This window comes from Sphingobium sp. B2D3C (assembly GCF_025961835.1).
In the GTDB taxonomy this organism is placed as follows: domain Bacteria; phylum Pseudomonadota; class Alphaproteobacteria; order Sphingomonadales; family Sphingomonadaceae; genus Sphingobium.
The window spans coordinates 1591635-1618091 of the sequence record NZ_JAOQOK010000001.1; the positions used below are offsets into that span (position 1 = coordinate 1591635).

At 65.2% G+C, this 26457-nt stretch carries 31 protein-coding genes; 18 read left to right on the top strand and 13 right to left on the bottom strand.

The window, feature by feature from the left end; translation table 11 throughout:
• Nucleotides 1-135 precede the first annotated feature (135 nt).
• From M2339_RS07365 to M2339_RS07380, 4 genes are all read left to right on the top strand, one after another.
• Nucleotides 136-735, top strand: a complete 600-nt coding sequence (locus M2339_RS07365; RefSeq protein WP_264587048.1) for an EF-hand domain-containing protein — start codon at nt 136-138, stop codon at nt 733-735.
• A gap of 158 nt (nt 736-893) precedes the next feature.
• The gene (locus M2339_RS07370; RefSeq protein ID WP_264575982.1) at nt 894-1613 is read left to right on the top strand and encodes a response regulator; all 720 of its coding nucleotides are present in this window, start codon (nt 894-896) and stop codon (nt 1611-1613) included.
• Entirely contained in the window at nt 1610-2983 is a 1374-nt protein-coding gene (locus tag M2339_RS07375) for an ATP-binding protein (protein WP_264587047.1), read from the top strand. The genes M2339_RS07370 and M2339_RS07375 overlap by 4 nt, the downstream gene beginning before the upstream one ends.
• 266 nt (nt 2984-3249) lie before the next feature.
• Nucleotides 3250-3870 (top strand): PEPxxWA-CTERM sorting domain-containing protein, encoded by a 621-nt coding sequence (locus M2339_RS07380; protein WP_264578701.1) that lies wholly within the window; start codon nt 3250-3252, stop codon nt 3868-3870.
• A 171-nt stretch (nt 3871-4041) separates the two neighbouring features.
• On the opposite strand, the gene M2339_RS07385 is transcribed toward M2339_RS07380, so the two are convergent.
• From M2339_RS07385 to flgB, 13 genes are all read right to left on the bottom strand, one after another.
• Nucleotides 4042-5190: a flagellar motor protein MotB gene (locus tag M2339_RS07385; RefSeq protein WP_264587046.1), complete on the bottom strand. Its 1149-nt coding sequence runs from the start codon at nt 5188-5190 to the stop codon at nt 4042-4044.
• A gap of 10 nt (nt 5191-5200) precedes the next feature.
• A complete protein-coding gene (gene motA / locus M2339_RS07390) occupies nt 5201-6064 on the bottom strand; it encodes a flagellar motor stator protein MotA (protein WP_181559413.1) in 864 nt (287 codons plus the stop codon).
• Between the two features lie 214 nt (nt 6065-6278).
• Nucleotides 6279-7112, bottom strand: a complete 834-nt coding sequence (locus M2339_RS07395; protein WP_181559412.1) for a flagellin — start codon at nt 7110-7112, stop codon at nt 6279-6281.
• 20 nt (nt 7113-7132) lie between these two features.
• Nucleotides 7133-8470, bottom strand: coding sequence for a flagellar hook-associated protein FlgK (gene flgK, locus M2339_RS07400; protein ID WP_264587045.1), 1338 nt, complete (start codon nt 8468-8470; stop codon nt 7133-7135).
• A complete protein-coding gene (locus M2339_RS07405; protein WP_264587044.1) occupies nt 8467-8796 on the bottom strand; it encodes a rod-binding protein in 330 nt (109 codons plus the stop codon). Before M2339_RS07405 ends, flgK begins: the two co-directional genes overlap by 4 nt.
• Nucleotides 8793-9851 (bottom strand): flagellar basal body P-ring protein FlgI, encoded by a 1059-nt coding sequence (locus tag M2339_RS07410; protein ID WP_264588339.1) that lies wholly within the window; start codon nt 9849-9851, stop codon nt 8793-8795. The genes M2339_RS07405 and M2339_RS07410 overlap by 4 nt, the downstream gene beginning before the upstream one ends.
• An 89-nt stretch (nt 9852-9940) precedes the next feature.
• The gene (locus M2339_RS07415; RefSeq protein WP_264587043.1) at nt 9941-10648 is read right to left on the bottom strand and encodes a flagellar basal body L-ring protein FlgH; all 708 of its coding nucleotides are present in this window, start codon (nt 10646-10648) and stop codon (nt 9941-9943) included.
• 2 nt (nt 10649-10650) lie between these two features.
• Entirely contained in the window at nt 10651-11439 is a 789-nt protein-coding gene (flgG, locus tag M2339_RS07420; RefSeq protein ID WP_264587042.1) for a flagellar basal-body rod protein FlgG, read from the bottom strand.
• Between the two features lie 23 nt (nt 11440-11462).
• Entirely contained in the window at nt 11463-12203 is a 741-nt protein-coding gene (locus M2339_RS07425; protein WP_264587041.1) for a flagellar basal body rod protein FlgF, read from the bottom strand.
• 32 nt (nt 12204-12235) lie between these two features.
• Entirely contained in the window at nt 12236-13060 is an 825-nt protein-coding gene (locus M2339_RS07430; RefSeq protein ID WP_181559404.1) for a flagellar hook-basal body complex protein, read from the bottom strand.
• Nucleotides 13061-13088: 28 nt separating this feature from the next.
• The gene (locus tag M2339_RS07435) at nt 13089-13766 is read right to left on the bottom strand and encodes a flagellar hook assembly protein FlgD (RefSeq protein ID WP_264587040.1); all 678 of its coding nucleotides are present in this window, start codon (nt 13764-13766) and stop codon (nt 13089-13091) included.
• Nucleotides 13763-14155 carry a flagellar basal body rod protein FlgC gene (gene flgC / locus M2339_RS07440; protein WP_264570078.1) on the bottom strand — a complete coding sequence of 131 codons (393 nt, stop codon included), beginning with the start codon at nt 14153-14155 and terminating at the stop codon, nt 13763-13765. Before flgC ends, M2339_RS07435 begins: the two co-directional genes overlap by 4 nt.
• Before the next feature lie 14 nt (nt 14156-14169).
• Nucleotides 14170-14526, bottom strand: a complete 357-nt coding sequence (gene flgB, locus M2339_RS07445) for a flagellar basal body rod protein FlgB (RefSeq protein WP_264572610.1) — start codon at nt 14524-14526, stop codon at nt 14170-14172.
• Between the two features lie 265 nt (nt 14527-14791).
• On the opposite strand from flgB, the gene M2339_RS07450 reads away from it, so the two are divergent.
• The 14 genes from M2339_RS07450 (at nt 14792) to M2339_RS07515 (ending at nt 26368) form a co-directional block, all read left to right on the top strand.
• Nucleotides 14792-15475, top strand: coding sequence for a motility protein A (locus M2339_RS07450; protein WP_264570076.1), 684 nt, complete (start codon nt 14792-14794; stop codon nt 15473-15475).
• Nucleotides 15475-15969, top strand: a complete 495-nt coding sequence (locus M2339_RS07455; RefSeq protein ID WP_264587039.1) for a flagellar motor protein MotB — start codon at nt 15475-15477, stop codon at nt 15967-15969. The genes M2339_RS07450 and M2339_RS07455 overlap by 1 nt, the downstream gene beginning before the upstream one ends.
• Before the next feature lie 64 nt (nt 15970-16033).
• Complete coding sequence (locus M2339_RS07460) at nt 16034-16591, top strand: flagella basal body P-ring formation protein FlgA (RefSeq protein WP_413714897.1); 558 nt, start codon at nt 16034-16036, stop codon at nt 16589-16591.
• Nucleotides 16592-16644: 53 nt separating this feature from the next.
• Nucleotides 16645-16932 carry a flagellar biosynthesis anti-sigma factor FlgM gene (gene flgM / locus M2339_RS07465; RefSeq protein WP_264570074.1) on the top strand — a complete coding sequence of 96 codons (288 nt, stop codon included), beginning with the start codon at nt 16645-16647 and terminating at the stop codon, nt 16930-16932.
• 11 nt (nt 16933-16943) lie between these two features.
• Nucleotides 16944-17252, top strand: coding sequence for a hypothetical protein (locus M2339_RS07470; protein ID WP_181559394.1), 309 nt, complete (start codon nt 16944-16946; stop codon nt 17250-17252).
• A gap of 172 nt (nt 17253-17424) precedes the next feature.
• A complete protein-coding gene (locus M2339_RS07475; RefSeq protein ID WP_413714898.1) occupies nt 17425-18252 on the top strand; it encodes a transglycosylase SLT domain-containing protein in 828 nt (275 codons plus the stop codon).
• Nucleotides 18253-18261: 9 nt separating this feature from the next.
• Nucleotides 18262-20367: a flagellar biosynthesis protein FlhA gene (gene flhA / locus M2339_RS07480; RefSeq protein WP_264587038.1), complete on the top strand. Its 2106-nt coding sequence runs from the start codon at nt 18262-18264 to the stop codon at nt 20365-20367.
• Nucleotides 20368-20448: 81 nt separating this feature from the next.
• Complete coding sequence (locus tag M2339_RS07485) at nt 20449-21177, top strand: FliA/WhiG family RNA polymerase sigma factor (protein WP_264572606.1); 729 nt, start codon at nt 20449-20451, stop codon at nt 21175-21177.
• 56 nt (nt 21178-21233) lie between these two features.
• Entirely contained in the window at nt 21234-21455 is a 222-nt protein-coding gene (locus M2339_RS07490) for a hypothetical protein (protein WP_264572605.1), read from the top strand.
• A gap of 231 nt (nt 21456-21686) precedes the next feature.
• Nucleotides 21687-22559, top strand: coding sequence for a 3-methyl-2-oxobutanoate hydroxymethyltransferase (gene panB / locus M2339_RS07495; RefSeq protein WP_264587037.1), 873 nt, complete (start codon nt 21687-21689; stop codon nt 22557-22559).
• Nucleotides 22560-22649: 90 nt separating this feature from the next.
• The gene (locus M2339_RS07500) at nt 22650-23357 is read left to right on the top strand and encodes a tetratricopeptide repeat protein (RefSeq protein WP_264587036.1); all 708 of its coding nucleotides are present in this window, start codon (nt 22650-22652) and stop codon (nt 23355-23357) included.
• 26 nt (nt 23358-23383) lie between these two features.
• Nucleotides 23384-24712 carry a PQQ-binding-like beta-propeller repeat protein gene (locus tag M2339_RS07505; protein WP_264587035.1) on the top strand — a complete coding sequence of 443 codons (1329 nt, stop codon included), beginning with the start codon at nt 23384-23386 and terminating at the stop codon, nt 24710-24712.
• A complete protein-coding gene (der, locus tag M2339_RS07510; RefSeq protein ID WP_264587034.1) occupies nt 24712-26145 on the top strand; it encodes a ribosome biogenesis GTPase Der in 1434 nt (477 codons plus the stop codon). Before M2339_RS07505 ends, der begins: the two co-directional genes overlap by 1 nt.
• Nucleotides 26129-26368: a sulfurtransferase TusA family protein gene (locus M2339_RS07515; RefSeq protein WP_264587033.1), complete on the top strand. Its 240-nt coding sequence runs from the start codon at nt 26129-26131 to the stop codon at nt 26366-26368. The genes der and M2339_RS07515 overlap by 17 nt, the downstream gene beginning before the upstream one ends.
• Nucleotides 26369-26457 lie beyond the last annotated feature (89 nt).

The following is a 26457-nucleotide window of genomic DNA, read 5'->3' on the forward strand; positions in this document are numbered from 1 at the left end:
TCCGTGAGATGGGCCGCGAACTGGCGACATTTTGTGACATTTGCGTCTGCCCGCGACAAAGTCTCGCGACAAGTCCCCGCTATATCATGGTCATGGCGCTACCCCCCGGCGCCGGCAGACCAGGAATTCAAGTCTATGAAACGTCTCACCGCAATCGCGCTCTCCAGCGTCGGCCTGCTGTCCATCGGGACCATGGCAATCGCTCAATCGGCACCGCAGCCGCCCCAGCGCGGCGAAGCCCGTCCGCCGATGGATCGCGCCTCCCTCGAAAAGCGCCTCGCGACCATGTTCGATGCCGCCGACACCAATCGGGACGGCGTGCTCTCGGTTGAGGAGCGCAAGGCCCATCAGGCGCAGAATCGCGACAAAATGCGCGATGCGATGTTCGCCCGCCTCGACGCCAATAAGGACGGCTCAATCTCGAAAGCCGAATTTGCGGAAGCCGGCGCGATGGCCGGCGGCCATCAGCGACGCGGCCACGAAGGCAAACGGCGCGGCCATGGCGGCCCCGGTATGGGTGGCGGCATGATGTTGATGGGACGCGAGCTCGCTGCCTATCGTGACAAGCCGATCCCCCGCGCCACCTTCATCCAGGCAGGCCTTGCCGGCTTCGACCGAATGGACACCAACCGTGACGGCAAGATTTCGCCCGAGGAACGGCAGGCCGGCCGGAAAGCCATGATGGAGCGCCGCAATACCGACCAACGGCCTGCGCAAACGCCCCCGGTGCGCTGAGCCCCCTCGGCCGATCCGGCGGAGACAACTCCCATGCCGCCGGGTCGGCCATCCCTACTGCCCTCGGTCGCCTGCCCCTTTCAGGCGGCTGAGGGATGGACCTCAAGACCCAAGCAGGGCAGAGAATTGCATCCCACCGATTTTGCGAAAGCGCTTTGATGTCCGCACGGCCCCATCTCCTCCTCGTCGACGATGAAGCGGCCATTCGCGAGCCGCTGGGGCAATATCTCCAGCGCGCCGGCTTTCGCGTTTCCGATGCAGGAAATGCGGCCGACGCGCGCAAGATCCTCGCCGGCAGCGCCATCGAACTGGTGGTGCTGGATATCATGATGCCGGGTGAAGATGGCCTCAGCCTGTGCCGCTCGATCCGCGAGCAGGGCGAACTGCCCGTGATCCTGCTCACCGCCCGCACCGAAGAGACCGACCGCATCGTCGGGCTGGAAATGGGCGCGGACGATTATGTGCTCAAGCCCTTCTCGCCGCGTGAGCTTGTGGCGCGGATCAAGACAATCCTGCGCCGCGCCGGCAACGGCACCGCCCGCGAACCGCAGGCAAGCGCATCTCTCTATCGCTTCGAGGGCTGGACGCTCAGCGCGGACGACTGGACGCTGACCGGCCCGGACGAAGTCGCGATCCCACTCAGCACGGCCGATTACCGGCTGCTCCATGCCTTCGTCACGCATCCGCGCCAGGTACTCAGCCGCGATCAGTTGCTCGATCTCACGCAAGGCCGGGAAGCCCACGCCTTCGACCGCTCGATCGACAATCAGATCAGCCGCCTGCGCCGCAAGCTGGAAGATGACGCCCGCTCACCGACGCTCATCAAGACCGTCTGGGGCGGCGGCTACATGTTCGCTGCCGATGTGGCGCGCGAATGACCCTCAGCCTGCGCACCTTCACCGGCTGGCTGCGGCCGAGAACGCTGGCGGGGCAGACGATCCTGGTCGTGGCCGCCTCCTTGTTTGCCGTGCAGCTCATCGGGTTCAGCTTCTACTATATGATGCAGCGCAATCAGTGGGTGACGATTGCTGCCGCCCCGGGCGTCATCCGCATCCTTGAGGCGCTCGATCAGCGAGACGCACCCTCCCCCTGGCATCGCGCGCGGGCGGCCCGCGGCATCGTCGTCACCGACGCGCCGCCCCGCCGTGAGGGCGCCGACTCGCCGCGCGTAGCCGTGCGTGCCAACGAGCTGTTCCGCTCGGCCGGGCTGGTGCCGCTCGCGGTGCGGGTCGCCATTGCGGAAGCCCGGCCCGGCGCGGACGGGCGCGAGCGGGCGCGCGATCTTCTCCAGCCGCCCAACCGCCGCGCACCGCGTCTGCAGGTGCAATTGAGCGTGCAACTCCGACCCGACCGCTGGATCACCGTCTACACCCGCGCCGCACCGGTGGCCCAGCCAATCCTGCGTCAGATCGTGATGCAGTCGCTGTTCCTCTATGGCATCGTGCTGATGCCGCTCGTCTGGTTCACCCGACGCCTAGCCCGGCCGCTCCACGCGCTCACCCAGGCCACCGCTCGGGTTGGCACGCCGGAGGGCGCCTCCCCGGTCATCGAAACCGGGCCGGAGGATTTGCGGCGCCTCGCGGCGTCCTTCAACGCCATGCAGGACCGCATCCGCTCCATGCTGGAGGAGAAGGACCATATGCTCGGCGCCATCGGCCATGATCTGCGCACACCCCTCACGGCGCTGCGGGTGCGCGTGGAATCGGTCGCCGAGGGGGCGGATCGCGAGCGCATGGTCGCGACCATCGAAGACATGCAGAAGATGCTCGACGACATCCTCTCGCTGGCGCGCGTCGGCCGGGACCGCGAACCACCGCAGCGCATGGACCTGGCCGCGCTGGCCGATGCGACCATCGACGATTTCGAGGATATGGGCGTGCCAGTAGAGCGAAGCGACATGCCGCGCGCCATCGTCAACGTCCATCCCCGCGCCGTGCGGCGAGCGCTCACCAACCTGATCGAGAACGCCGTCAAATATGGCGCACGCGCGCACGTCTCGCTCCGGATCGAAGGCCAACGCGCCACGCTCTGCGTCGCCGATGAAGGCCCCGGCATCCCGGAGGACCGCATCGAGGACATGCTGCAGCCCTTTACCCGCATGGAAGCGTCGCGCAGCCGCGACACCGGCGGCACCGGCCTTGGCCTGGCCATCGTTCGCGCGGTCGCGTCAGCGGAATCGGGCCGACTGGAACTGCGCAATCGGCCTGAGGGCGGGCTGGTCGCGGAGCTGAGCTTTCCGCTGGCGTGAAGACCCGCTCTCGTTTGGTTATGCGTTGACCTCAGACACACTGGTGACCGACAAATGGTGGTCAGCGATGGCCGGACGCCCCTGCCATCGACGCCGATTCCTGCCTGCTGGGAACATGTCCCAGAACAGGATGCAACAGGGAAGCCAAAGTTAACAAAATGGAAACGGCCTCTGAGGAGCGGTATGTTTGCATCAGCGACATTTGAGTCGTGGGAGGCAGATCGGCTTGGGGTATTGTCGATTTGCGAGATGCAGAGGGCACTTCCATGGGTAAGTTTTTGACAGTGGCGCTGCTGGCATGCGGAACCTCATTTGCGGCTCTGCCTGCCAATGCAGCCGTCGTGGTCAGCGGGTTCACGCTCAACACTGGTACGTTTGGCGCGCAGACCGGCGTTCATTCGTCCGGTTCGCAGTCTGGCTCGACCTTGAACGGTTATGTCAATCAGGACGGATCGGGTGTCACGTTCAGCACGAGCACGGGCTCGATGAGCATCACCGGCAACGGAGAAGCCACCATCAATGGCGATCCGCTGCTTGAAGATCTGAGCGTCCTCTTCGCCAAGGGCTGGGACAATGTGACGTTCAATTTCGCCGGCGACACCGGGACGTTCAACCTGCTGGTCAATGGCTCGGCGCTGTTCTCGAGCCCCGCGTGCAACATCTGCACGATTGGCAATGGCAACAACCAGTTCACGCTGAGCGGCACGGGCATCACCAGCCTTGCTTTCACGTTCAATCCCGGCGTGACGAGCACGCGTCAGTTCCGCGTGGAAGGCGTCAGCCAGGCACCGGTGCCTGAACCCACGACCTGGGCGATGATGATCGCGGGGCTTGGTTTGGCGGGGGCAGCGATGCGCCGTAAGAGTGCCAAAGTGCAGTTCGCCTGATCCCGCCGGGGAAGCTGCACAGCGGTTTCCCCGCGCTTCGGATAGCTGTTTGAAAGGGCGCCGTCCCCGGCGCCCTTTTTGTTTGACCGATCTGCCGATCGGTCGCGTCCCACTCTATCCATGATCGCAAACCGGGCGGAACCGTGTGGCGTGAAGCGCACCCTCACCGCATCAATGCTGGTCCATCAGCCCCGTCGTGCGGGCCGTGAGATCGGTCTTGCCCGGCGGGGTGTTGGAACTGCGCTTTGGAATCGAGTCCGCATTGATCACCGTCGCGCCTTGGGGCAGCGCGGTTCGGCCGAGGTCCAGCTTGCGCACTTCGGATTCCGCCATAGCGACGCGCTGATCGCGCACGAGGATGCGGCGGTCGATCTTGGCCTGCTCGGGGCTTTTGGGAGCCGGCGCCGCGGGCTGCGCGTCTGCGGCATTGGCGACCGCCCCCCCGGCGGGAGAGTCCTTGCTCCACGCCAGGATCACCGACATGCGCCGGTTGCGCGGATCGTACCGGTTGTCAGCGACGAAGGGCTCGCGATCCGCCACGCCTTCGATGCGCGCGAAGCGATCCGCTCCGATGCCGCCCTGTGCGAGCACGGCGCGAGTGGCTTCGGCGCGGGACGACGAGAGCAGCCAGTTATTCATGTTGCGCCCGGCGGCATAAGGCAGCGCATCGGTGTGACCGCGCACGATCACATCGTTCGGCACTTCGGACACCGCCTCGGCGACCTGCGAGAGCAACGCGCGGGCTTCCGGCACAAGCCTGTCCGTGCCGATGGCGAACATCGCGAAATCGGCTTCATCCACCAGATCGATGCGCAGGCCCTCCAGCGTCTCGGTAAAACGCACATGCTTGCGCAGCTTGCGCAGCGCTTCGGTGCGCTCGAGCTTCTGCTCCAGCTCCTGCTTGAGCTTCTCGAACTTCTGGCGATCCTGGTTCTTGAGATCCTCGCCGCCGACATCCTTGGTGCCCGTGGCGTCGCGCGGGATGGTGATGGCGAGATTGCCCTGCCCGCCCGTGGTCGGATAATTTTCCTTGCTGACGAGGCTGTCGCCGCCGAACAGGCCACTGGAGCCGGCGCTGTCCATCTTCATTTGCACCAGCGTGGGCGTGAAATAGTCGGCCAGCCCCTTGCGCTGCTTTTCGGTTGTCGCGCCGAGCAGCCACATGAGCAGGAAGAAGGCCATCATCGCCGTCACGAAGTCGGCATAGGCCACCTTCCAGGCGCCGCCATGATGGCCGCCATGGCCGCCATCGATGATCTTCTTAACGATGATTGGCCTGGGTTCAGGCTCGTTCACCGGTTTCTTTGCGGCCGATGCCATGGCTTAGCCCTCAGCGCCCGCGCATGCCGTCGAACACTTCGGCAAAGGCCGGCTGGTTCGCGTGGATGAGGTTGGAGCGCGCGGCCTCGATGACCAGCGGCTGCGGGTGGCCGTGGAGCGAGGCGATGATGATCTGCTTGACGACATGATACATGGCGCCATCCGCCTCGATCACCTGCTTGGCGCGGCTGGCGAACGGCCCGACCATACCATAGGCCAGCAACACGCCGAGGAAGGTACCGACGAGCGCCGAGCCGATCATGCCGCCCAGAATTTCCGGCGGCTTGTCGATCGAGCCCATGGTCTTGACCACGCCGAGCACGGCGGCGACGATGCCGAGCGCCGGGAGTGCGTCCGCCAGGCCCTGGAGATTGTCGGCGGGACGAACTGCCTCATGGTGGTGGGTCTTGAGCGCATTATCCATGACGTCCTCGACCGCATGCGGATCGAGCGTGCCGGATGAGACGACCACCAGCCGCAGCGTATCGCAGATGAGGTGGATGAGCGCGCTGTCGGCCATCAGCCGGGGATATTCGGCGAAGATCGCAGAGGATTTGGGGTCTTCGATATGCGGTTCGAGCGCGACCGGGCCTTCGACCCGCAGCGTCTTCATCAGCTTGCTGACGAGGAAGATGCAGTCGAGATAATCCTGCTTCTTGAACTTGGGGCCTTTGAAGACGGTCATCACGCCGCCGGCCAGCGCCTTCAAATCCGCGCCGCTGTTGCCGATGATCAGCGCGCCTGCCGCGGCGCCGCCGATGATGAGCATTTCGTGCGGAAGCGCATGAAGCACCGGACCAATGGCGCCGCCGGTGAGCATGAAGCCCCCGAAGACCATGACCAGCAGAACGACAAGACCGATACCAGCGAACATTCTGATCCCCGCATGTTCATAAAACGGGACCGCGCACAGCTGCTTTTGGTCCCTTCATCCCTTCTTAGAACGGCTCTGCTGAAACAGGGTTTAGCGACAGGGTTAGCGAAAGATGACGATTACGATTTTTCGAAATTTCTGCCGGCGCGAACAAGAAAAACGGCCCGCAGCCAAAAGCCTGCGGACCGCCACATTCGCCTCTCTTCGAACAGGATCAGAAAAGATCGAAAAGCGACTTCTGATTGATCCGCGCAAACGCCAGTTGAGCGGCTTCCAGCGTCAGCAATTTGCTTTGCAGCTTCACGCTGGTCTCGGTGATGTCCGTATCTTCCAGCGCTGAGCGGCGCTCAGTCAGCGCCAGATCGGAATTGGTGAGCCGGCCACCAATGTCTTCCAGCCGCTGCGAGCGAACGCCCTGGACGGACTGGGCGACAATGACATGATCGAGCGCGGTGCGGGCATCCTGCAGGGCAGCGGAGCGGTCTGCCTCTGTGCCGGTGCGCACCACATTGATAATGTCGGAGATCACCTGATCGATCGACCGGCTGCCCACCGCATTCTCCATGATGCTCGCGCGGGTCGGCACGGCTTCCACGTTCAGCCCTGCGCCAAGCGGAATCAGCACGGCGCTGGGATGATCGAAGACCGGCGTGCCCTGATAATCGGTCTGATTGAGGAGATCGTTGATCGTCGCGCGAATGCCTTCCAGTTCCTTGGCCACCGCCTCGCGCCCGGTCGATCCGTCGGCGGTCGAGGTGGACGTGACAATCAGCTCGGTCACGCGCGTCATGAGATTGTTGACCTCATTGAGATTGGTGCTGGCCTGCGTCGCGCGGGATTCTGCGAAGGTCAAATTGCCCTTCCACGCCGCGTTGATCGACTGGCGCCGCCCGACCTGCGAGATCTGCACCCAGTCATGCGGGTTGTCCGAAGGCTGGTTGATCTTCTTGGTCGTCGAAATCTTCGTCTGCTCGCCCGCAATATCCGCAGCGAGCCGCTGCTGGCGGGTAATCTCAGCCGTGATGGACTGCGTGGTGATGAAAACCATGATGGATTGCCCTTATTGCGTCAGAATGCGGAAATCAGTGTCTGGAACATTTCCCGCGCGACCTGGATCACGCGGGACGATGCCTGGTAGGCCTGCTGGAGCCGGATCAATTCCGCCGCTTCTCGGTCGAGATTGATGCCGGCCACATCGGCGCGCGCCTGCTGCGCCATGGTGTTGCGGCTCTCGGCCGCAGTCTGCTCTTTGGTCGTGCTGTTGGCGATGCTGCCATGGGTCGCAATGATGCCGGTCCATTCATCCTCGATGGACCCGCTGCCGCGCAGCGCGGTCATGGCCAGCAGATTGCCGTTCGCGGTGCCATCGGCCGAGAACCGCGCGACCAAAGCCGGCGAGCTGACCAGCACCGAAAGCGAGCTGGCATCCGCCCCCATGCTCAGCAGTGTCTGGCCCGCGACACCGGGCGATGAATAACCGCTGGTGTGCCAATCATTCATTTCGCTCACATAGCGGCTCGCGAGGTCATCCAGCGCGTCGATCCTGTCCCGCACGACGCCGGCACTGGTGGCGATGCCGCCCAGCGCGCCACCTGTCGGGGTGGCAATCGCCGTGCCGTCCGCCAGCCCGAAGCTCAAAATGCCGTCGGCGGCCTGACTGACCGTCAGGGTCTTCACCTGATTGTTCTCGACGAGTGTCTCGCTGCCGTAACTGATGTTCGCGACGCCATTGGCGCCGAAGGTCACCGTCACGTTCAGCCGCTCGGCAATCTCGCTCAGGGCCTGGTCGCGCGAATCCAGCAGGCTGGCATGGCTGGCCGTCCCCTCAGGCACGCGGCGCAGGCCCTCATTGGCATTGCCGAGCTGGCGCAACGCATCGTTGAGCGAATCCACCTCATTGGTGGCCGTGTTGCCGATCGAGCTGCGGATCGAGACCAGATCATTGTGGCTCTGCTGAAACGCTGCATTGATCTGCTCGAACGAGAACAGCACGTCCGCCTGCAGCGTGGTGTCTGTGGGGTTGGAGGCGAGCCGCTCCACCGCTGCGAACATGCCGGTGAAACGCTGGCCAACGCCCAGTTCGCCATCGTTGAGGGCGGTCTGGATGTCCGACATCCAGCGGGCGCGCTGATTGACGCTGCCCAGCGCATTGGTCGTCTGACGCGCTGCCGCTTCCAGATATTGGTCGGATGCGCGTACCACGCCGCCGATCTGCACGCCGTAGAAAGAGGCGCTCGATTTGTAGAGCAGCATCGGCGAATTGCCGGCGGCGGACTCGCTGAGCGCAATCGTCCGGCGGCTGTAGCCGGGCGTCTCCGCGTTGGCGATATTGTCGGCAATTGCTCCCATCGCCGCCTGATAGGCGCGCGTGCCGGAAGCGCCGATCTGGAGAAGATCGCTGCTCACGGTTTATGGTCAAGCTGCTGGAGGATCAGTTCGGCAATGCCAAGGCCGCCCTTGGTGGCGAGCCCCTCGGCCATATGCGCGTCCTGCATCTCGCGGAACTGGTCTAGCCCGCTGCCGCCGCCAATCTCTTCGCCCAGGCTCGCCTGGCGCATGGAGGAGAGGAGCTGGCGGGTGAACACGGCCTCGAATGCCTTGGCGGCCTTCTGCAATGCGGCGTGATCGTCGCTGGCTTTTGGCGAAGTCGGGGCCGTGGCCTGCGCCTGCGCGCCCTGCATGGCGGCGGCGAAGGCCGCTTGACCGGAGCCGATCCCTGAGACCTGTGTCATATCACCTCCAGCTCCGCCCGCATGGCGCCGGCCTGCTTGAGCGCGCTCAGGATCTCGAGAAGGTCCGAGGGGGAGGCACCCACGGCATTCACCGCCTTGACTATATCGGCCAGAGACGCGCCACCTTTAAACAGGAACATCGGATTCTTTTCCTCATGGGCGGAAAGCTGGCTGGATTCCTCCACCGCCGTCACCCCGCGCGAGAGCGGCGCAGGCTGTACGATGCGCGGCGCTTCGGTCACGGTCACGGTCAGCTTGCCATGGCTCACCGCGGCCGGGGTGATCTGCACATTGCCGTTGATGACCACCGTGCCGCTGCGCGCGTTGACGATCACCTTGGCCGGCGGATCGGCGGGCTTGACCTGGATATTCTCGATAAGGCCCATCATCATGACGCGGCTCTCGGCGCCCGGCGGCGCATCGATGGCAATGGAGACGCCATCCACGGCACGGGCGCGCTGATCGCCGAACGCGAGGTTGATCGCGTCGGCCACCCGCAGCGCGGTCGTCACGTCCGCCTCCGCGAGGTTGAAATTGATCGTCGGGCTGGTCTCGAACCCGGTGGCCACGGCGCGCTCGACAGAGGCCCCCGAGGGGATGCGGCCGGCCGAAGGCACGTTCACGGAAAGCTGCGAGCCATCGGCACCGGAGACGCCGAAGCCGCCGACAGCCATATTGCCCTGCGCCATTGCGTAGATCTCGCCATCGGCGCCGCGCATCGGGGTCAGCACCAGCGTGCCGCCGCGCAGCGACTTGGCCTTGCCGAGCGCGGAGACGGTCACGTCCAGCCGCTGGCCAGGCTTGGCGAAGGCTGGCAATTCTGCCGTGACCAGCACGGCTGCGGCATTCTTGAGCGAGGGGTTGACGCCCGGCGGCAAAGTGAGGCCGAAGCGCGAGATCACGCCCTTCACCCCCTGCGTCGCATAATCCAGGCTGTCATCGCCCGTGCCGGCAAGGCCAACCACAACGCCATAGCCGACAAGCTGGTTGGACCGCAGGCCCTCGAAGGTACCGATGTCCTTGAGGCGCTGGGCATGGGCCGAGGTGGCGATCATGAGGCAGAGTCCGAACGCCAACAAGGCGAGGGAGACGACCAGCCGACGGAGCAAGGAAGGATAAGGCCTGATCATGGCTGAAAGCTCCATCAGAACGGGCTGATCATGGAGAAGAAACGCTGCAGCCAGCCCTGGCGGCTGGCGCGGGCGATTTCTCCCTTGCCGGTGTAGGTGATCCGCGCATCGGCGACGCGCGTCGAGAGAATGCGGTTGTCGGGCCCGATGTCCGCCTGCCGGACAAGGCCCGAGATCTGGACATATTCGTCGCCGCGATTGAGCGTGAGGGCCTTCTGCCCGCGCACCAGCATCGTGCCATTGGGATAGACCCGCGCGATGGTGACAGTGATTTCGCCCGAGAGCGCGTTCGACTGCGCAGCATCGCCCTTGCCGGTGAAGCCCTGCGTGCCCCCCGAGGCGATGTCGCTGCCGCTGAACAGCTTGCTGAACGGCCCGGTGCTGGGCGGTGTGAGGCCGATGCTGCCGGCGCGATTGGTGTTCGCGCTGGTGCTCTTGCTGGCCTGCGTCCGCTCGACGAGGAGAATAGTGATCACATCGCCCACGCTTGCTGCCCGCGCGCCGTTGGTCAGCGCGGAATAGCCGGCCGAGGCCTGAAAGATGCCGCCATTGGGCCGCACCGGCGCGGCGCTGCCAGCGTCGCCCGGATAGGTGACCTGATAGGCCGGGTTTTCGAGCGGCTCCTGCTTCTTGCCGAACAGACCGGCAGAAGCCGGTGCGGCGAAGCCGGTCGCCGTGATGGCGAGGATGAGGACGGAGGCGCGGCGATACTGCATGGTCATGCTCAAAGCTGCTGATTGACGTATTGGAGCATCTCGTCGGTCGCCTTGATCATCTTGGAGGCGATCTCATAGGCGCGCTGGGTCTCGATCATCGTGACCAGCTCCTCGACGGTGTTGACGTTTGACTGCTCGAGCGCGCCCTGGCGGATGGTGCCGCGACCGTCGAGGCCCGCAGCGCCCACCTGCGGCGCGCCGGATGCGGCCGTCTCCAGCAGCAGGTTGCCACCGACAGCCTGCAGGCCAGCGGGATTGACGAACCGCGCGGTTTCGATCGCGCCCAGCTCGACCGGTTCTTGCTGCCCGGCGACGGTCGCCGAGACGGTCCCGTCATTGCCGATGGTGACGGCACTCACGCCCTCGGGAAGCTGGATCTGCGGCACCAGCGGCAGGCCATCCGGCGAGACCAGCAGGCCTTCCGCATTGGTCTTGAAATTGCCGGCCCGGGTATAGGCGATCGTGCCGTCGGGCTGCTGGAGTTGGAAGAAGCCGGCCCCCTCGATCGCGAGATCATAGGTGTTGCCGGTGGTGTTCATCGTGCCTTGGGTATCGATCCGCTCGGTGCCGGTGAGCTGCACGCCGGTGCCGAGGTTGAGGCCGATGGCGAGCCGGTTCTGGCTGTCTGCCTGCGTGCCCGCCGCAATCACCTGCTGATAGGCCAGCGTCTCGAAATTGGCGCGGTCGCGCTTGAAGCCGACCGTGTTCACGTTCGCCAGGTTGTTGGCGATGACGCGCATCTTGACGTCCTGTGCGTCAAGGCCGGTGCGGGCGACATGAAGTGCGCTGCTGGTCATTGGTCTGGTCCCCTATCTATCCGTCAGTCGAGCCGCATGAGGCTCGCGCCGCCGGAGTCGATCTCCTTGGCGGTGTCGATCATCTTGATCTGATTTTCCCACGCGCGGCTCGCCTCGATCATCTGGACGAGCGCCGTGGTGGCATTGACGTTCGAGCCTTCGAGGGCGCCGCTGGTCACGGTCGCCATCGGGTCTTGCGGCAAGGCGCCGCCATTCACTTCGCGGAACAGCGTGTCGGTGGACTTTGCGATCGTCGATCCCTTGGCATTCACCAGCTTGATGACATCGACTTGCTGCGGTTGATCGATCTGGCCGCCCTGCGGGACGATCCAGATGCTGCCATCCTTGGCGATGTTGACGCTGTCGGCAGGCGGCAGGGTGATCGGGCCACCCTCCCCCAGCACCGCATAGCCATCGCCCGTGGTCAGCAGGCCGCTCTCGTTCAGGCGCAAGTCGCCGCGCCTTGTATAGGCTTCCGACCCGTCATTGGCCTGCACCGCGATGAGGGCGTCGCCATCCACCGCGATGTCGAGCGTGTTGCCGGTCTGCACCGCCGTGCCGGCCTTCATGTCCGCCGCGATGACCTGCCCCACCTGCTCCGCGCGGCTCTGAAACGCGCCGCCGCCGACCCAGCGGGTCGAGGCGTTGGCGATCTCGGCGCGAAAGCCGCTGGTGTTGACGTTCGCGAGATTGTTCGCGACCGCCGCCTGGCGGGCCATCGTGCCGCGCATCGCGGTGCGGGCAATGGTGGTGAGACGATCCATGGTTCAGCTCCGAGTCCGGTCGATCTTCGCGATCAGGTCCGCATGTTGATGATGGTCTGGGTCATGGCGGTGGCGGTCTCGATCGCCTTGGAGTTCGCCTGGAAGTTGCGCTGCGCGGAGATCAGCGCCACCAGCTCCTCGGTGATGTCCACGTTCGAGCGCTCGAGCGTGCCGGAGCGGACCGCGCCGACCATGCCGCTATTGCCGGCGCTGTAGCTCGCCTCGCCGCTGTCGCCCGAGGAAATCCAGTGCGAGTCGCCCATCTGCCGCAGCTCTTCCTGCGCGGGGAAGGACGCCATGGCGACCACGCCGAGGTTGCGCACCGAACCATCGCCGAAGGTCGCGCTGACGACGCCCGTGGCCGAGATCGCGATGGCGGTGAGCGGAATGCTGGCATCGTCCGGATGGGCGCTGGGGATTTCCAGATCGGAGAGGTCGCCGGCCGCCGTGCTGGTCGGCGTGCCGTCACCGGTCGCGTTGGTCGGCAGCACCTGCAGACGGGCACCGGTGGAATCGACGATGAAGCGGTTCTTGTCCATCGTGAAGGCACCGGCGCGGGTGTAGCTGATCGTCTGGTCGGGCGAGGCGCTCTTGACGGTGAAGAAGCCTTCGCCGGTGACGGCCAAATCCAGCGTCTTGTCGGTCGTCTCCAGCGTGCCCTGGGTGAACTGCTGCTTCACATCGACGAGACGGACGCCATTGCCGCCCGCGCCGACGCCGCCGCTCGCATAGATGTCGCCGAAGGTTGCCTTGCTCTTCTTGAAGGCGAGCGAGGACACGTTGGCGACATTGTTGGCGACGACACCGAGGTCGGTCTGGGCGCCCTTGAGGCCGGAAAGCGAAATGTAGAAGGACATGGTCGATGCTCCTTGTGAAGTTCAGGGATCAGCCGAGACGCAGCGCGTCTTCGGGCGAGAAATTGCCGAGGGCGGTCATGAGCTGGGCGTTGCCGCCACTCGCGGGGGACTGGACGGCGGCGATGCTAGCCCAGGTCGCGATGCCGGCCGGCGTCGCGCCGCGCACCTTGACCTGCAGCGCCTGCCCGCCAATCACATTGCCGGCGTCGTCCCGGCCGTCCCAGAAGAAGGGCACATTGCCCTTGGATTGGGCGCCGAGATCGAAGCTCTGGACGACCTTGCCGCTGGCATCGACCAGATCGATCGATACGTTCGAGGCGTCGGCGCCCAGCGCGATCTCGCCGGCATAAGCGCCGGTGCGGTCGGGCGTGGCGATGTTGCTCTCGACCAGCATCGACTTGCCGATCCAGCCGGCCGCGTCGGAGAGGCGCGCGCCGGACACAGAGTCCGCGATCTGGCTGAGCAGGGATGTCGATTGCGACTGCGAGGCCAGCGACGACATTTGCGCCATCTGCGTGACCATCTGATTGTTGTCCATCGGCTGGAACGGGTCCTGATGCTGCATCTGCGTGGTGAGCAGGCGCAGGAAGCCGTTCATGTCGATCGAGGCGTTGGACTTCGCGCTCGTCTCGGCAAGGTTCCGGTTGGTGAACGCCGTGTTGCTATCCACCGCCCAGGGACTGGTGTTGGTCGTCACTGCTGTCATTTGCCGAGCCTGATTGTTTCGAGGATGAGGGATTTGGCGGTCTGGAGGACCTGCACATTGTTCTGGTACATGCGCGCGCTCTCGACCATTTCGACGAGTTCGGCGCTGGTATCGACGCCGGCTTCCCACACATCGCCATTGGCATCGGCCAGCGGATGGCCGGGCTCATGCCGCTTGGTGGCGGGCGTGTCCGAAGTCACGACGTTATCGACCTTGACCGTGGCGACGCCCGGCTTCTCGACTACGGTGGAAAAGACCGGGCGGATCGCGCGATAGGCCTTGTCCTCGCTGCCCGTGACCGAGCCGGCATTGGCGAGGTTGGACGCGGTGGCGTTGAGGCGCACGAGCTGCGCGGACATGGCGCGCCCGGCGATGTCGAAAACGTTCATGGGCTTATCCATGCTCATTCTCCCCGCAGCGCGCGCGTGATGGTGTTGAGCCGGCCCTCGAGGAAGGAGAGCGTGGTGCGGTACTTCACCGCATTCTCCGCGAAGAGCGTCTGCTCGGTCGACATCTCGACGGTGTTGCCATCGCTGCTCGCCTGCAGCGGCACGCGATAGCCCATTGCCGTTTCCAGCGCGCCGGTCACCGAGCCCTGCTGGCTGGTGGCGCTGGCGAGCGCCTTCTCGAAATCGATGTCGCGCGCCTTGTACCCGGGGGTCGAGGCGTTCGCGATATTGGAGGCAAGCAGCTCCAGCCGCTGCGAGCGCAGCGCCAGTGCCTTGCCATGGATGCCGAACAATGCGTCGTCGAACGACATTTTTTCGTGCCTTCCCTAAAAGTCCGTGGGCCGCATCCGTTCTGACCGGTTGAAACTGGTCCGGTTCCGGCACGACCCATGCCCACGGGTATGGATTGCAAATGCCGTGCCAAACCAAATTGCCGCCGGCTGAGGCCGCGCGGACATGAGGATTTCCGCGCCTTTTGCGCAGGCGGGCGGCAAGGGTGGCAATGTTTTGCCGGTTGGCGGCAGAGTTTTGCCGGTGCGCACGTGCGCCCGGCAGCATGGGGGGATGAGCGGGACCATGTCGGATGTTGTGGGGTTGGATATTCTCGGCCACGTCTTCGCGCCGCTGCCCCTGCTGATGGTGCTGGGCGGCGCGATCATGATCGCACTTGCGCAGGTCGGGTTCGGCACGGGTTTTCGCGCCCTGGCTTCCCTGCGCCCGCTGCTGACCGCGCGCCCGGATGATGAACGCGACAATGCCCGCGCCCTGCTGTTCAAGGTCGAGGCCGTCGCGCAGCTCAAGGGCCTGGCCCGCGCCGACCGGCTGGAAAGCACCCACTCCTTCGTCAACCAGACCCTCACCACCCTCGCCAATGCCGCAGATGCCGAGCATTTCGCGCTCTGGGTCCATCAGGCGATCCATGATCGCCGTGCCCGTCACGAGCGGGTCATCGCCTTCTGGAACGCGTTGGCCGATGCCGCGCCGGCCGTCGGCATGGCAGGCACGATCGTCGGCCTGATCGGCATGTTTGCGCAGATGAGCGACCCGGCGGCTATCGGCCCGTTCATGGCGCTAGCGCTGATGACGACGCTGCACGGCCTGATCCTCGCTAACGCCATTGCCGGGCCCATCGCCAACCGCCTGTCCGCACTCTCCGAGCGGGAGATTGGCTGGCAGCAGGCCATGGCGGACCGGATGATCGCTATCGCCCGTCGGGAAGCCAATCCGTTCCAGCGTGCCAGCATTCGCGAGGTCGCCTGATGTCGGCGCAGCCGCGCCAAAACCGCGCGCGCTGGGCGCTGAGCTTCGCGGACCTGTGCCTGCTGCTGCTCGCCTTCTTCGCGCTGCTGCAGTCCAACCAGACCACGCGTGAGACGGCGCTGGCGGGGATTGGCAGCTACTTCGGCGCGTTCGAGGCGCCGCGCCAGGCCGATCTCGTCGCGCAAGAGCTGTTCGAGCCTGGCGAGGCTCTGCTCAACCCCGCCGGTCGCGCCGCTCTGCTAAAAGCGGCAGAACCCATCATGCACGAGAACAAGATCGTGCGAATTCAGTCCATTGGCCTCGACTCCGGCGATCATCGCTTCGACGCCTGGGATCTGGCGGCAGCGCGCCTCGGCGCCGTCGCCCGAACCCTGGTCGCCGCCGGAGTGCCGGAAAAGCGCCTGCGGATCGCAGGCCTCGCCGAACGCGCTGATGACAGCGCACCCGGCAAGCAGACTATCAGGATCACCGAACTGGCTGAAGCCGACCGGTAACATGCGTCTGGCACGGACCTTGCTGTGTTTGTTCCGACCATGCATCGGAGCAAGTGACGTGACGATTGAACGCCTGACCTTCCCAAAGCGCGCTGCCCTCATCGCAGCCCTGCTGCTCAGCGCGATCGCGCTTACCAGCATCCACGCGCCGGCGAAGGCGCAGAGTTTCGAGAATCTGGACCGGCTGGACAGCTTGGTTGCGGCCAGCCTCGGCGCCAATCTCGGCCAGCCGGGCGGCCCACTGGCGCCCATCGATCGCCGCCTGAAACTGGCACCCTGCCCGCAGACACCGACGGTCGAAACCCCGCAGATGAACGCCGCGACGGTTGCCTGCCCCAGCCTCGGCTGGCGCATCCGCGTGCCGCTGCTGGTCAACCGGCAGGCCGGCAATCCTCAGCAAAACGGCCGTTTTTCCGAGGCCGCGAGCGGCGCGCCGGTCGTCAAGAAGGGCGATCCAGTTCAGCTGGTCGCGGGCAATGAGAGCTTCAGCATTTCCCGCATGATGATCGCGGATGAAGACGGCGCGCCCGGTGCGCTGATCCGCGTGCGGGAAGAACCGCGCGCCACGCCTGTCATGGCCCGTGTCGAGCGGACGGGTGTTGTTCGTATTCCCGGCATTTAAACTTTCCTGAACTGATCCGTTTATAGTACGGATTGGACAGAAAGGACGTTGGAATGATCAAGTCTGTTGGCCAGGCGACGAGCGCCGCAGTAGAGGCAGCCAAGCTGCGCGATGCTGCACAAGCCCGCTCCGCTGCGCCAGTCAGCGCCGAGCCTGCGCCTGCGAAGGCGGCGGAATCGGCAGCCACCCCCGCCGCGCGCATGGCCGCGCAGGGCGCCCCGGTGGACATGGACCGGATCAACCGCGTCAAGCAGGCCATTGCTTCGGGCCAATATCCGGTCGATGCCGACAAGATCGCCGATCGCATGATCGACCTCGATCTTCCTCATCTGCGCGCCTGAACGTGCCCCAAATGAACCTGTCCATCATCGAGAATTTCGCGGCCGCGACCGGTTCGCTCCGGGTTGCCATGCAAAGCGCCGACCCGCAGGCCATCGAAACGGCAATGGACCTGTTCCGCATATCGCTCGATGCGATCAAATCCATCGAGACCTGGGAGCGTGATCCTGCGATCAAGGCGCGGTTTAGCGACCTGATCGAGGAGCTGGATTCTTCGCGCATGCTCGCCTGCCTGCTCGGCGATATGACCACGCAGATGCACGGCGCGATCGCCGATCGCGATCTGGACGTGCCCCAGCCGCTGTACCAGCGCGCCGGCTGAGCTTCGGCTCGACCCGGATATCCCGACTTTCACGTTAAGCCCGCTGCGCCCTGTGGGCGTGTCGCCGCGCGTCTTATCGTCCCAAAAGTCCCGATCCGCCGTTAACCAATTCTGGCACGCATCTTGCTTTTTGACCCCCGGTACCAACGGGAGATCATAAGTCGCCATGTCCGTGAATGGACTGACCACCAACTCGGCCCAGGGCAGCAATGCCGCCAGGGTGACGCAGGCCATTGCCAAGGCCAGCAGTCGCACCGGCGTGGATTTCAATTATCTGATGAGCCAGGCGCATGTGGAAAGCGCGCTGAACCCGACGGCGCGCGCGCGCACCTCTAGTGCGACCGGCCTCTACCAGTTTATCGACCAGAGCTGGCTTTCCATCGTCAACGACCATGGCGCGAAATACGGCATGGACTGGGCGTCCAACGCCATTGAGCGCACGGCGAACGGGCGGTACGTGGTTTCGGACCCGGCCCTGCGCCAGCAGATCCTCGACCTGCGCAATCATCCCGAGACGGCCTCGATCATGGCGGCCGAGCTGGCCACCGACAATCGCGCCTATCTTGAAGAGCGGATCGGCCGACCGGCCGAGGCGGTCGATCTCTACCTCGCCCATTTCCTCGGTGCAGGTGGCGCAGCGAAATTCCTTACGACGATGGCGCAGGCGCCCGACGCCTCCGGCGCCGCTCTGTTTCCCGCCGCCGCGCGGGCCAATGCCTCGGTGTTCTTCGACCGGCAGGGCAATGCCCGCAGCCTGACGGACATCCGCGCGAGCTTCGCGCAGAAGCTGGCGGCGGGCGGTCAGGCCGCCGGCAGTGCGGCAAGCGATATGGCGATGGACGGCACGCAGACCGTGATGCCCGCCGACTATGTCCGCATCGCGCAGGAGCGGCTGACGATGAACCAGACACTGAGCGAAAAGCAGCCCTATCCCGAATTCGCGCCGCGCGCTGAAACCGCACGGCTCGCTTACCTCATGCTCGCCACCCTCGGAAGGTAATCGCCAGCCATGACGCGCAACGACATCAACGGCAGCATCTGGAAGAACTCGGCGCGCGGGGCAGCCCTGCCCTTCGCTATCCTGCTGCTCGTCATGTTCATGGTGGTGCCGGTGCCGGTGCTGCTGCTGGATATCGGCTTCGTCGGCAACATCATGATCAGCCTTGCAGTGCTGATGATCGCGCTGAACGCTGCCAAGCCGCTCGATTTCTCCAGCTTTCCGACCGTGCTGCTGCTCGCCACGCTGCTGCGCCTCGCGCTCAACGTCGCCTCGACGCGCATTGTGCTGGTCAACGGCCATAATGGATCGGACGCGGCCGGCCATGTGATCGAGGCGTTCGGCAATTTCATGATCGGCGGCGACTATGTCGTCGGCATTTTCGTGTTCGCGATCCTGATGATCATCAACCTGGTGGTTATCACCAAGGGCGCGGGCCGTGTGTCGGAAGTCTCCGCCCGCTTCACCCTCGATGCCCTGCCCGGCAAGCAGATGGCCATCGATGCTGATCTCAACGCCGGTCTGCTGACCGCGGAGCAGGCCAAGGTCCGCCGGCAGGAAGTCGCGACCGAGGCGGACTTCTACGGCTCGATGGACGGTGCCTCCAAGTTCGTGAAGGGCGACGCCGTCGCCGGCGTCCTGATCCTCGTCATCAATATCCTTGGCGGCATCACCCTGGGTCTGGTCAGCCATGATCTCTCCATCGGGCAAGCCGCGCAGACCTACATCCTGCTGGCCATCGGCGACGCGCTCGTGGCGCAGGTGCCGGCGCTGCTGCTCTCCATCGCCGCAGCCGCGATCGTGACCCGGGTCACGTCCGAGCATGACCTCTCCGGCCAGATCTCCAGCCAGTTCGGCCACAGCCGCGCCTGGGTGCCGGTTGCCAGCATTCTCACGGTGCTCGGCATCGTGCCGGGCATGCCGCACCTCATCATCCTGCCTGCTGCCGGCCTCGCCTGGTTCATCGCGTGGAAACTGCGCAAGGCCGCCAAGGCCCGCAGCGAGGCACCGGCGGAACCGGCGGTGGTCGAAAATCCTGCCCACATCGAGTGGAGCGACGTTTCCGACGGCGCCGCGCTCGGCCTGGAAATCGGCTATGGCCTGATCTCGCTGGTCGACGAGCGCAAGGAGGCGCCGCTGATCGGCCGGATCAGCGGCATTCGCCGCCAGCTCTCGCGCGAACTGGGCTTTGTGGTGCCGATGATCCGGGTGAAGGACAATCTCGCGCTCGGCCCGAACCAGTATCGCATCACCATCGCCGGTGTGGTGGTTGGCGAGGACGAGATTTTCCCCGATAGCCTGTTGGCGCTCGACAGCGGCGACATCACCCAGCGGATCGAGGGTCGCGCCGCGCAGGACCCGACCTTCGGGCTTGACGCGGTGTGGATTCCGATGGAGCGGCGCAGCGAAGCGGTCGTCTCCGGCTATACCGTCGTCGACCCGTCGACGGTGATCGCCACGCACATCAATCATCTCATCCTGCAGAACGCCGCTGAGCTGTTCGGCATGGACGAGGCCAAGAAGCTGCTGGACACGCTGCGCGAAGTCACGCCGCAACTTGTCGATGGCCTCACGCCCAATCCGCTGAGCCTCGCGCAGATCGCCGCGCTGTGCCGCGGGCTGCTCATCGAGGGCATTCCGCTCAAGGACTTCCGTCGTATCGCCGAAGCCATGGTGATCGTTGCGCGCGGGGACATGTCCACCGACGCGCTCATCGAGGCGGTCCGCCAGCGCATTGGCTCGCTGATCATCCAGAGCATCGTGCCAGTGAAGGCGCCGCTGCCGGTGCTCACGCTGGATGGCGAACTTGAGGGCCTGCTCGCTCAGGCTATGCGCGTCGGCGCCGATGCCCACCACCCCATCGAGCCGGCGCTGGCCCAGCGCCTGATCGAACAGGTGAGCGAGGCGGCCCGTCCGCTCATGGCACAGGCCCGCAACTTTGCGATCGTGACCTCGCCGGTGGCGCGCCGCGCCCTCTCCCGCCTGTTCCGCCCGCATCTACCCGACGTTCCGGTGCTCTCCTTCCTGGAAATCCCGGATGGCAAGGCCGTGGAAGTCGTCGCAGTGGTCGGCAACGAGACACGCATCCACCAGGTCGAGCGGCTGCAGGCGGCATGACGATATTGCGCAGCATAATCCGCACACGCCTCCGCCCTGCTCGGAAATTCCCGGTTAAACCTTTCAGCATAGATGAGACCCATGCACAGCGCACAGCTTGAGGTTGCAGCCCTGACTTATGGTCGCCGGCCCGGTGTCTCACCGGATCAGCTGGCGCAGCAATATATGCCGCTGGTGCGCAAGATCGCCTGGCATGTCCATGGCCGCGTCTCCAGCGCGATCGAGATCGAGGATCTGCTGCAGATCGGCATGGTCGCGCTGGTCGAGGCGGCCAACAGCTTCGAGGATCGCGGCTTCGGCTTTGCGACCTATGCGCAAATGCGCGTGCGCGGCGCGATGATCGACCATCTGCGTCGCCATGCGACCCTGTGTCGCTCGGCGATGGCGCGCCGCAAGACCATTCAGGATGCCCGTCGCGCGCTGGAGCAACGCTTCGGTCGCCCGCCCGCGGATAGCGAAGTGGCCGCGCATCTGGGTCTTGATGCCGCTGGCTGGCGCGAGCTTGCCGACGGGACGGATATGGCCCAACACCAGAGCATGGACGAGGTCTATTCGGACCAGTCGATGTGGTTCGCCGATGCAACCGAGGGCGCCGAGGAAGTGCTGGAGCGGGAATCCCTCAAGCGCGCGGTTTCCGCCTGCATCAAGGAACTGCCCGAGCGCGAGGCGATGGTTCTGCAGCTCTACTTCGTCGAGGAGATGAACCTTGAGGAAATCGGACTGACGCTCGATATCGGCGCGGCCCGGGTGTGCCAAATCAAGAAATCCGCGCTCGACAAGCTACGGGGACGCCTCAGCGCCTTCCTTTGACCGGAACCGCGCTGCGGGATGATCGTTTCTCCGCCATCAATCAGGTGGAGGATGACATGGCCGAAGAACCCAAAACGGTAATCGTCGAGCGCTCGAGCGGCGGCAGCGCAACCGCGATCATTGCGATCGTGGCACTGCTGATCCTCGCGGTGGGCGGCTACTTCCTGCTGCAGAGCCAGGATAACAAGAACGACGCCGTGTCCACGGCGGCGCAGCAAGTCGGCGATGCAGCGCAGGATGTGGGCGATGCGGCCCAAGGTGCTGTCGATAAGAAGTGAGCGTTTGCGGACAGCGCGCGGCCTCAATTCAAACGTCGTTGAAGTCGAGCAGATTTAGCCCCTCCTCTTCGGAGGAGGGGTTGGGGTGGTGTCGCGCCCGCCCGGCCACTTGCTAAGTTTGCGATGCTGGCGCATCGCCACCACCCCCAGCCCCTCCTCTGAGGCGAGCATATTTGTGGGTTTGGCCCGCGCAGCCTAGGCGAACCGCCGCGGTTGCGCTAAAGCGCGCCCATGTCCGCCACTTACACCCTCGATACGGCGACCAGCCGGGCGAACCCCACGCCGGCGCCGATGCGTCGGCTGACGATTCCCGCCATCCGCGCGCGCAAAGTCGATGGGGTGACCGACTCGCCAATCGTGATGCTGACCGCCTACACGGCGCGGCAGGCGCAGTTGCTCGATCCCCATTGCGACCTGCTGCTGGTGGGCGACTCGCTCGGGCAGGTGATCTACGGCCTGCCGTCCTCCGTGCCCGTCACGCTCGAGATGATGGCCGCCCATGGCGCTGCGGTCGTGCGCGGCAGCTATCACAGCGCCGTCATCATCGACATGCCGTTCGGGAGCTATGAGGCCTCCCCTGAGCAGGCCTTCGCAAGTGCCGCGCGGCTGATGAAGGAAACCGGCGCTGCCGGCGTGAAGCTGGAAGGCGGCGAGGCTATGGCACCGACCATCGCCTTTCTGAGCGAGCGGGGCATCCCGGTCTGCGCCCATGTCGGGCTTACGCCGCAGGCGGTGAATGCGCTCGGCGGCTATGGACCGCGCGGCCGCGATGCCGCCGAAGCCGCCAAAATCCGCAATGATGCTCGCGCGGTTGCTGCAGCCGGCTGCTTTGCGATGGTGATCGAGGGCGTGATCGAGGAACTGGCTATCGAGATCACGGGAGACGTGCCCTGCCCCACGATCGGCATCGGCGCCTCGGCAGCCTGCGACGGGCAGGTGCTGGTGACCGAAGACCTCCTCGGCATGTTCGAGCGCACGCCGCGTTTTGTGAAGCGCTATGCCGATCTTGCCGGGACGATCAGCGATGCGGCGGCCCAATATGCGCAGGAGGTGCGCGCGCGCAGCTTCCCGGGCGAGGCCCAGCTTTATGGCGCCAAAAAGTGATTTGCGCGGAGTTCATCCGCCGCTAAGGTCCGCGGCCATAAAATCCCTTCATGCGCCCCTGCGTTTTTTCAGCCGACTGGAGATAGAGACTTGGCCCTGACGCCACATCAGAACGAGGCCCTACTCCGCGAGATCGACGATGCCGTGCGGCAGGACGATCTGCTGTCCTTCTGGAAAAATTACGGCCGTCTGGTCATCGCTGTCGTCGTGCTCGGCCTCGCTGCCTTTGGCGGCTGGCTCTACTGGCAGCACCACCAGACCCAGAAGGCCGAGGCCAATGGCGAGCAGTTCGCCCGGCTGATGAGCGCGGCCCAGCGGGCCACGCTGGATGACGGCGTGTACAAGCAGATCATGGCCGAAGGAGGCCCGGGCTACCGCGCGCAGGCGGAAATGCTCAGGGCCGCACTGGCCGGGGGGCGCAACGACGCCAAGACCGCCCTTGCGGCTTATGATGCCATTCTCGCCGATGCACAGGCGCCCGCCGCGACCAAGGACGCCGCGCTGATGCGCCGCACCGCCCTCGCCTTTGACAGCATGAAACCGCAGGACGTGATCGCCGCGCTCAAGCCGCTGGCCGTGCCGGGCAATAGCTGGTTCGGCAGCGCCGGCGAACTCACCGCCATCGCCCACCTCAAGGCCGGCCAGCGCGATCAGGCGGGCAAGATCTTCAACGAGATGGCCAACGATCCGCTTGTGCCTGAATCCATCAAGCTGCGCGCCGGACAGATGGCCAGCATGCTTGGATCGGCGACGACGCCCCGGCAAGCCGGGCCGAGCGCTGACACGCCTGCCTCCTGATTCCATTGAAAGAGAAACCCACGAGGATGCGTAATCCCACATCATATCGCGCCGCCTGGATCGGCATTCCTGCGGCCCTGCTGCTCCTGACAGGATGCGGCGGGAAGAGCGGCCCCAAGACCCCCGTGCATGGCGACCGCACCTCCATCCTCGGCAGCAACAATGTGCTGGCCGTGGACGATGCCGTTGCGTCGCTGCCGGTCACATTGCCACCCCCGGTCGTGAACGCGGCATGGGCGCAATCGGGCGGCAACGCGGCCAAGGCCATTGGCCATGTCGCGCTCGGCGACACGATTCAGCAGGCCTGGTCGGCATCGGTGACCGGTGGCGGCTCGCGCAGCCGGCTGGCCGCAGCGCCGGTCGTCGCAGACGGCAAGCTGTTCGTGATCGACACCGATGCGACCGTCTCCGCCTTCGACGCCAAGACAGGCGCGCGGCTCTGGTCGAAGAGCATTCGCTCGCCCAACCAGCCTTCGCAGGTGCAGTTCGGTGGCGGCGTCAGTGTCGAGGGCGACCGTTTGTTCGCCACGTCCGGCGCCGGCTCCGTTGCGGCGCTGAATGTTGCCGACGGCGCCGAGATCTGGAAAGTGCAGCCAGGCGGCCCGCTCCGCGGTGCGCCCACGCTCTCCAACGGCAATGCCTATGTGATGAGCCAGGACAACCAGCTCTTCGCGCTCTCGCAGGCAGACGGCGCGGTCGTGTGGACGGACAGCGGCACGCTGGAAGCGACGGGCGTGTTCGGCGTCGGCGCTCCGGCGGCGGCGCAGGGTTCGGTGATCGCTGGCTATAGCTCGGGCGAACTGACGGCCTATCGCTATGAAAACGGCCGCGCCTTGTGGGGCGATGCGCTCAGCCGCACCAGCATCTCCACCTCGGTCGCCATGCTGACCGATATCGATGCCGATCCGGTGGTCGACCGGGGCCAGGTGTTCGCCATCGGCGAAGGCGGCCGCATGGCCGCCTATGAACTGGTGAGCGGGCAACGCCTGTGGGAGCTGAACATCGGTGGCATCGCGACACCGCTGGTGGTGAGCGACTGGGTGTTCGTGGTGACCGACAAGTCCAAGCTGCTCGCCATCACCCGCGCCACCGGCAAGATCCGGTGGATCAGCGATCTGCCGGCCTGGCGCAAGCCGAAGAAGAAGACCGGCCCAATCCGTTGGCGCGGCCCGATCCTCGCGGGCGGCAAGCTCATCCTCGTCTCCACCGAAGGTGCGATGGCGTTCGTCGATCCGACGAGCGGCAAGGTGCTGCAGGAGCGCGACCTCAAGCAGGGCCTCACCCTGCCGCCCATCGTCGCGGACAACATGCTTTACGTGCTGACGGACGAGGGACGCATCCTCGCGTTCCGCTGATGGCAAAAAGGCAACGCCCAGACCGCGACACGCCGCCCGGAAGCCTTCCGGTCGTCGCCATCGTCGGCCGCCCGAATGTGGGCAAGTCCACGCTGTTCAACCGGCTGGTGGGGAAGAAGCTCGCGCTGGTCGATGACCAACCCGGCGTCACCCGCGACCGGCGCGAGGGCGATGCCGAACTGCTCGGCCTCAAGTTCCGCATCGTGGATACCGCCGGTTTCGAGGAAGACGACGCGCAGACCCTGCCGGGCCGGATGCGCGCGCAGACCGAAATGGCAGTTCAGGGCGCCTCCGTCGCCCTGTTCATGATCGACGCGCGCGCGGGCATCACACCGCTCGACGAGCACATCGCCCGCTGGCTGCGCGCCGGGAATACCCCGGTGGTGCTCCTCGCCAACAAGGCCGAAGGCCGCGCTGCCGACCCTGGCATCATGGAAGCCTTTTCGCTCGGTTTTGATGAGCCGGTGGCCTTTTCCGCCGAGCATGGGCAAGGTCTTGCCGACCTGTTCCAGGCGATCCGCCCGCATGTCGAGGCGGACGAGCCGGACCTACCCGTCGAGGGCGGCGAGGATGATGGGGGGGACGAGGACGAGCTGGACGACAGCGCGCCGCTCAAGCTCGCCATCGTGGGGCGGCCCAATGCCGGCAAGTCCACGCTCATCAACCGCATATTGGGCGAAGAGCGGCTGATTACCGGGCCGGAAGCCGGCATCACGCGCGACAGCATCGCCGTGGACTGGACCTGGCACGCACCCGATGGCGTGGCGCGTGCGGTGCGACTGATCGACACCGCCGGGATGCGCAAGCGCGCCAAGGTGCAGGAAAAGCTGGAAAAGCTCTCCGTCGCCGATGCGCTTCATGCCGTCGATTTTGCGGAAGTCGTGGTGCTGATGCTCGATGCCACCCTCGGCCTTGAGGCGCAGGATCTGCGCATTGCCGACAAGGTGCTGAGCGAGGGCCGTGCGCTCGTGATCGCGCTCAATAAGTGGGACGTGGCCGAGAATGGCTCGTCGCTGTATCAGGGCGTCCGCAAGGCGCTGGAAGACGGGCTTGCGCAGGTGCGCGGCGTGCCGCTGCTCACTGTCTCCGGCGCCACCGGCAAGGGCATTGACGATCTGCTACAAGCGGCATTCGATACCCGCCGCCGCTGGTCGCAGCGCGTGCCAACGAGCCTGCTTAACCGCTGGTTCGATGAGGCGCTGGAAGCCAATCCGCCGCCGGCGCCCGGAGGCAAGCGGATCAAGATGCGCTACATCACCCAGGCGCGCAGCCGGCCGCCGACGTTTGTGGTGTTCGGGTCGCGTCTTGATGAGGTGCCGGAAAGCTACAGCCGCTATCTCGTGAATGGCATCCGCAAGGCGCTCGACTTTTCGGGCGTGCCAATCCGGCTAAACCTGCGTAGCGCACGGAACCCATTTGACAAAAAGAAGTGATCCGGCGCGCATCGACGCCCGCGGACTGAAATGCCCGTGGCCCGTCCTGCGCGCCGCTCGCGCGATGCGCGACCATGATTCCGTATTGCTGCTGGCCGATGATCCGGTGGCGAAAATCGATGTGCCGGCCTTGGCGCAATCCAATGGCTGGGCGATTGGCGTTCACGAGGCAGAGAACCATGTGGAATATGCGCTGAGCCGCAAGGGTGCAGAGGAAACATAAGTGAAGGAGATGCGACCGTTTTGCGGTTTTTCGTCAGCAGGAACGGCCTGTTCTCCTGCCTGACCGATCATGAACGGTCCGCAGATCCA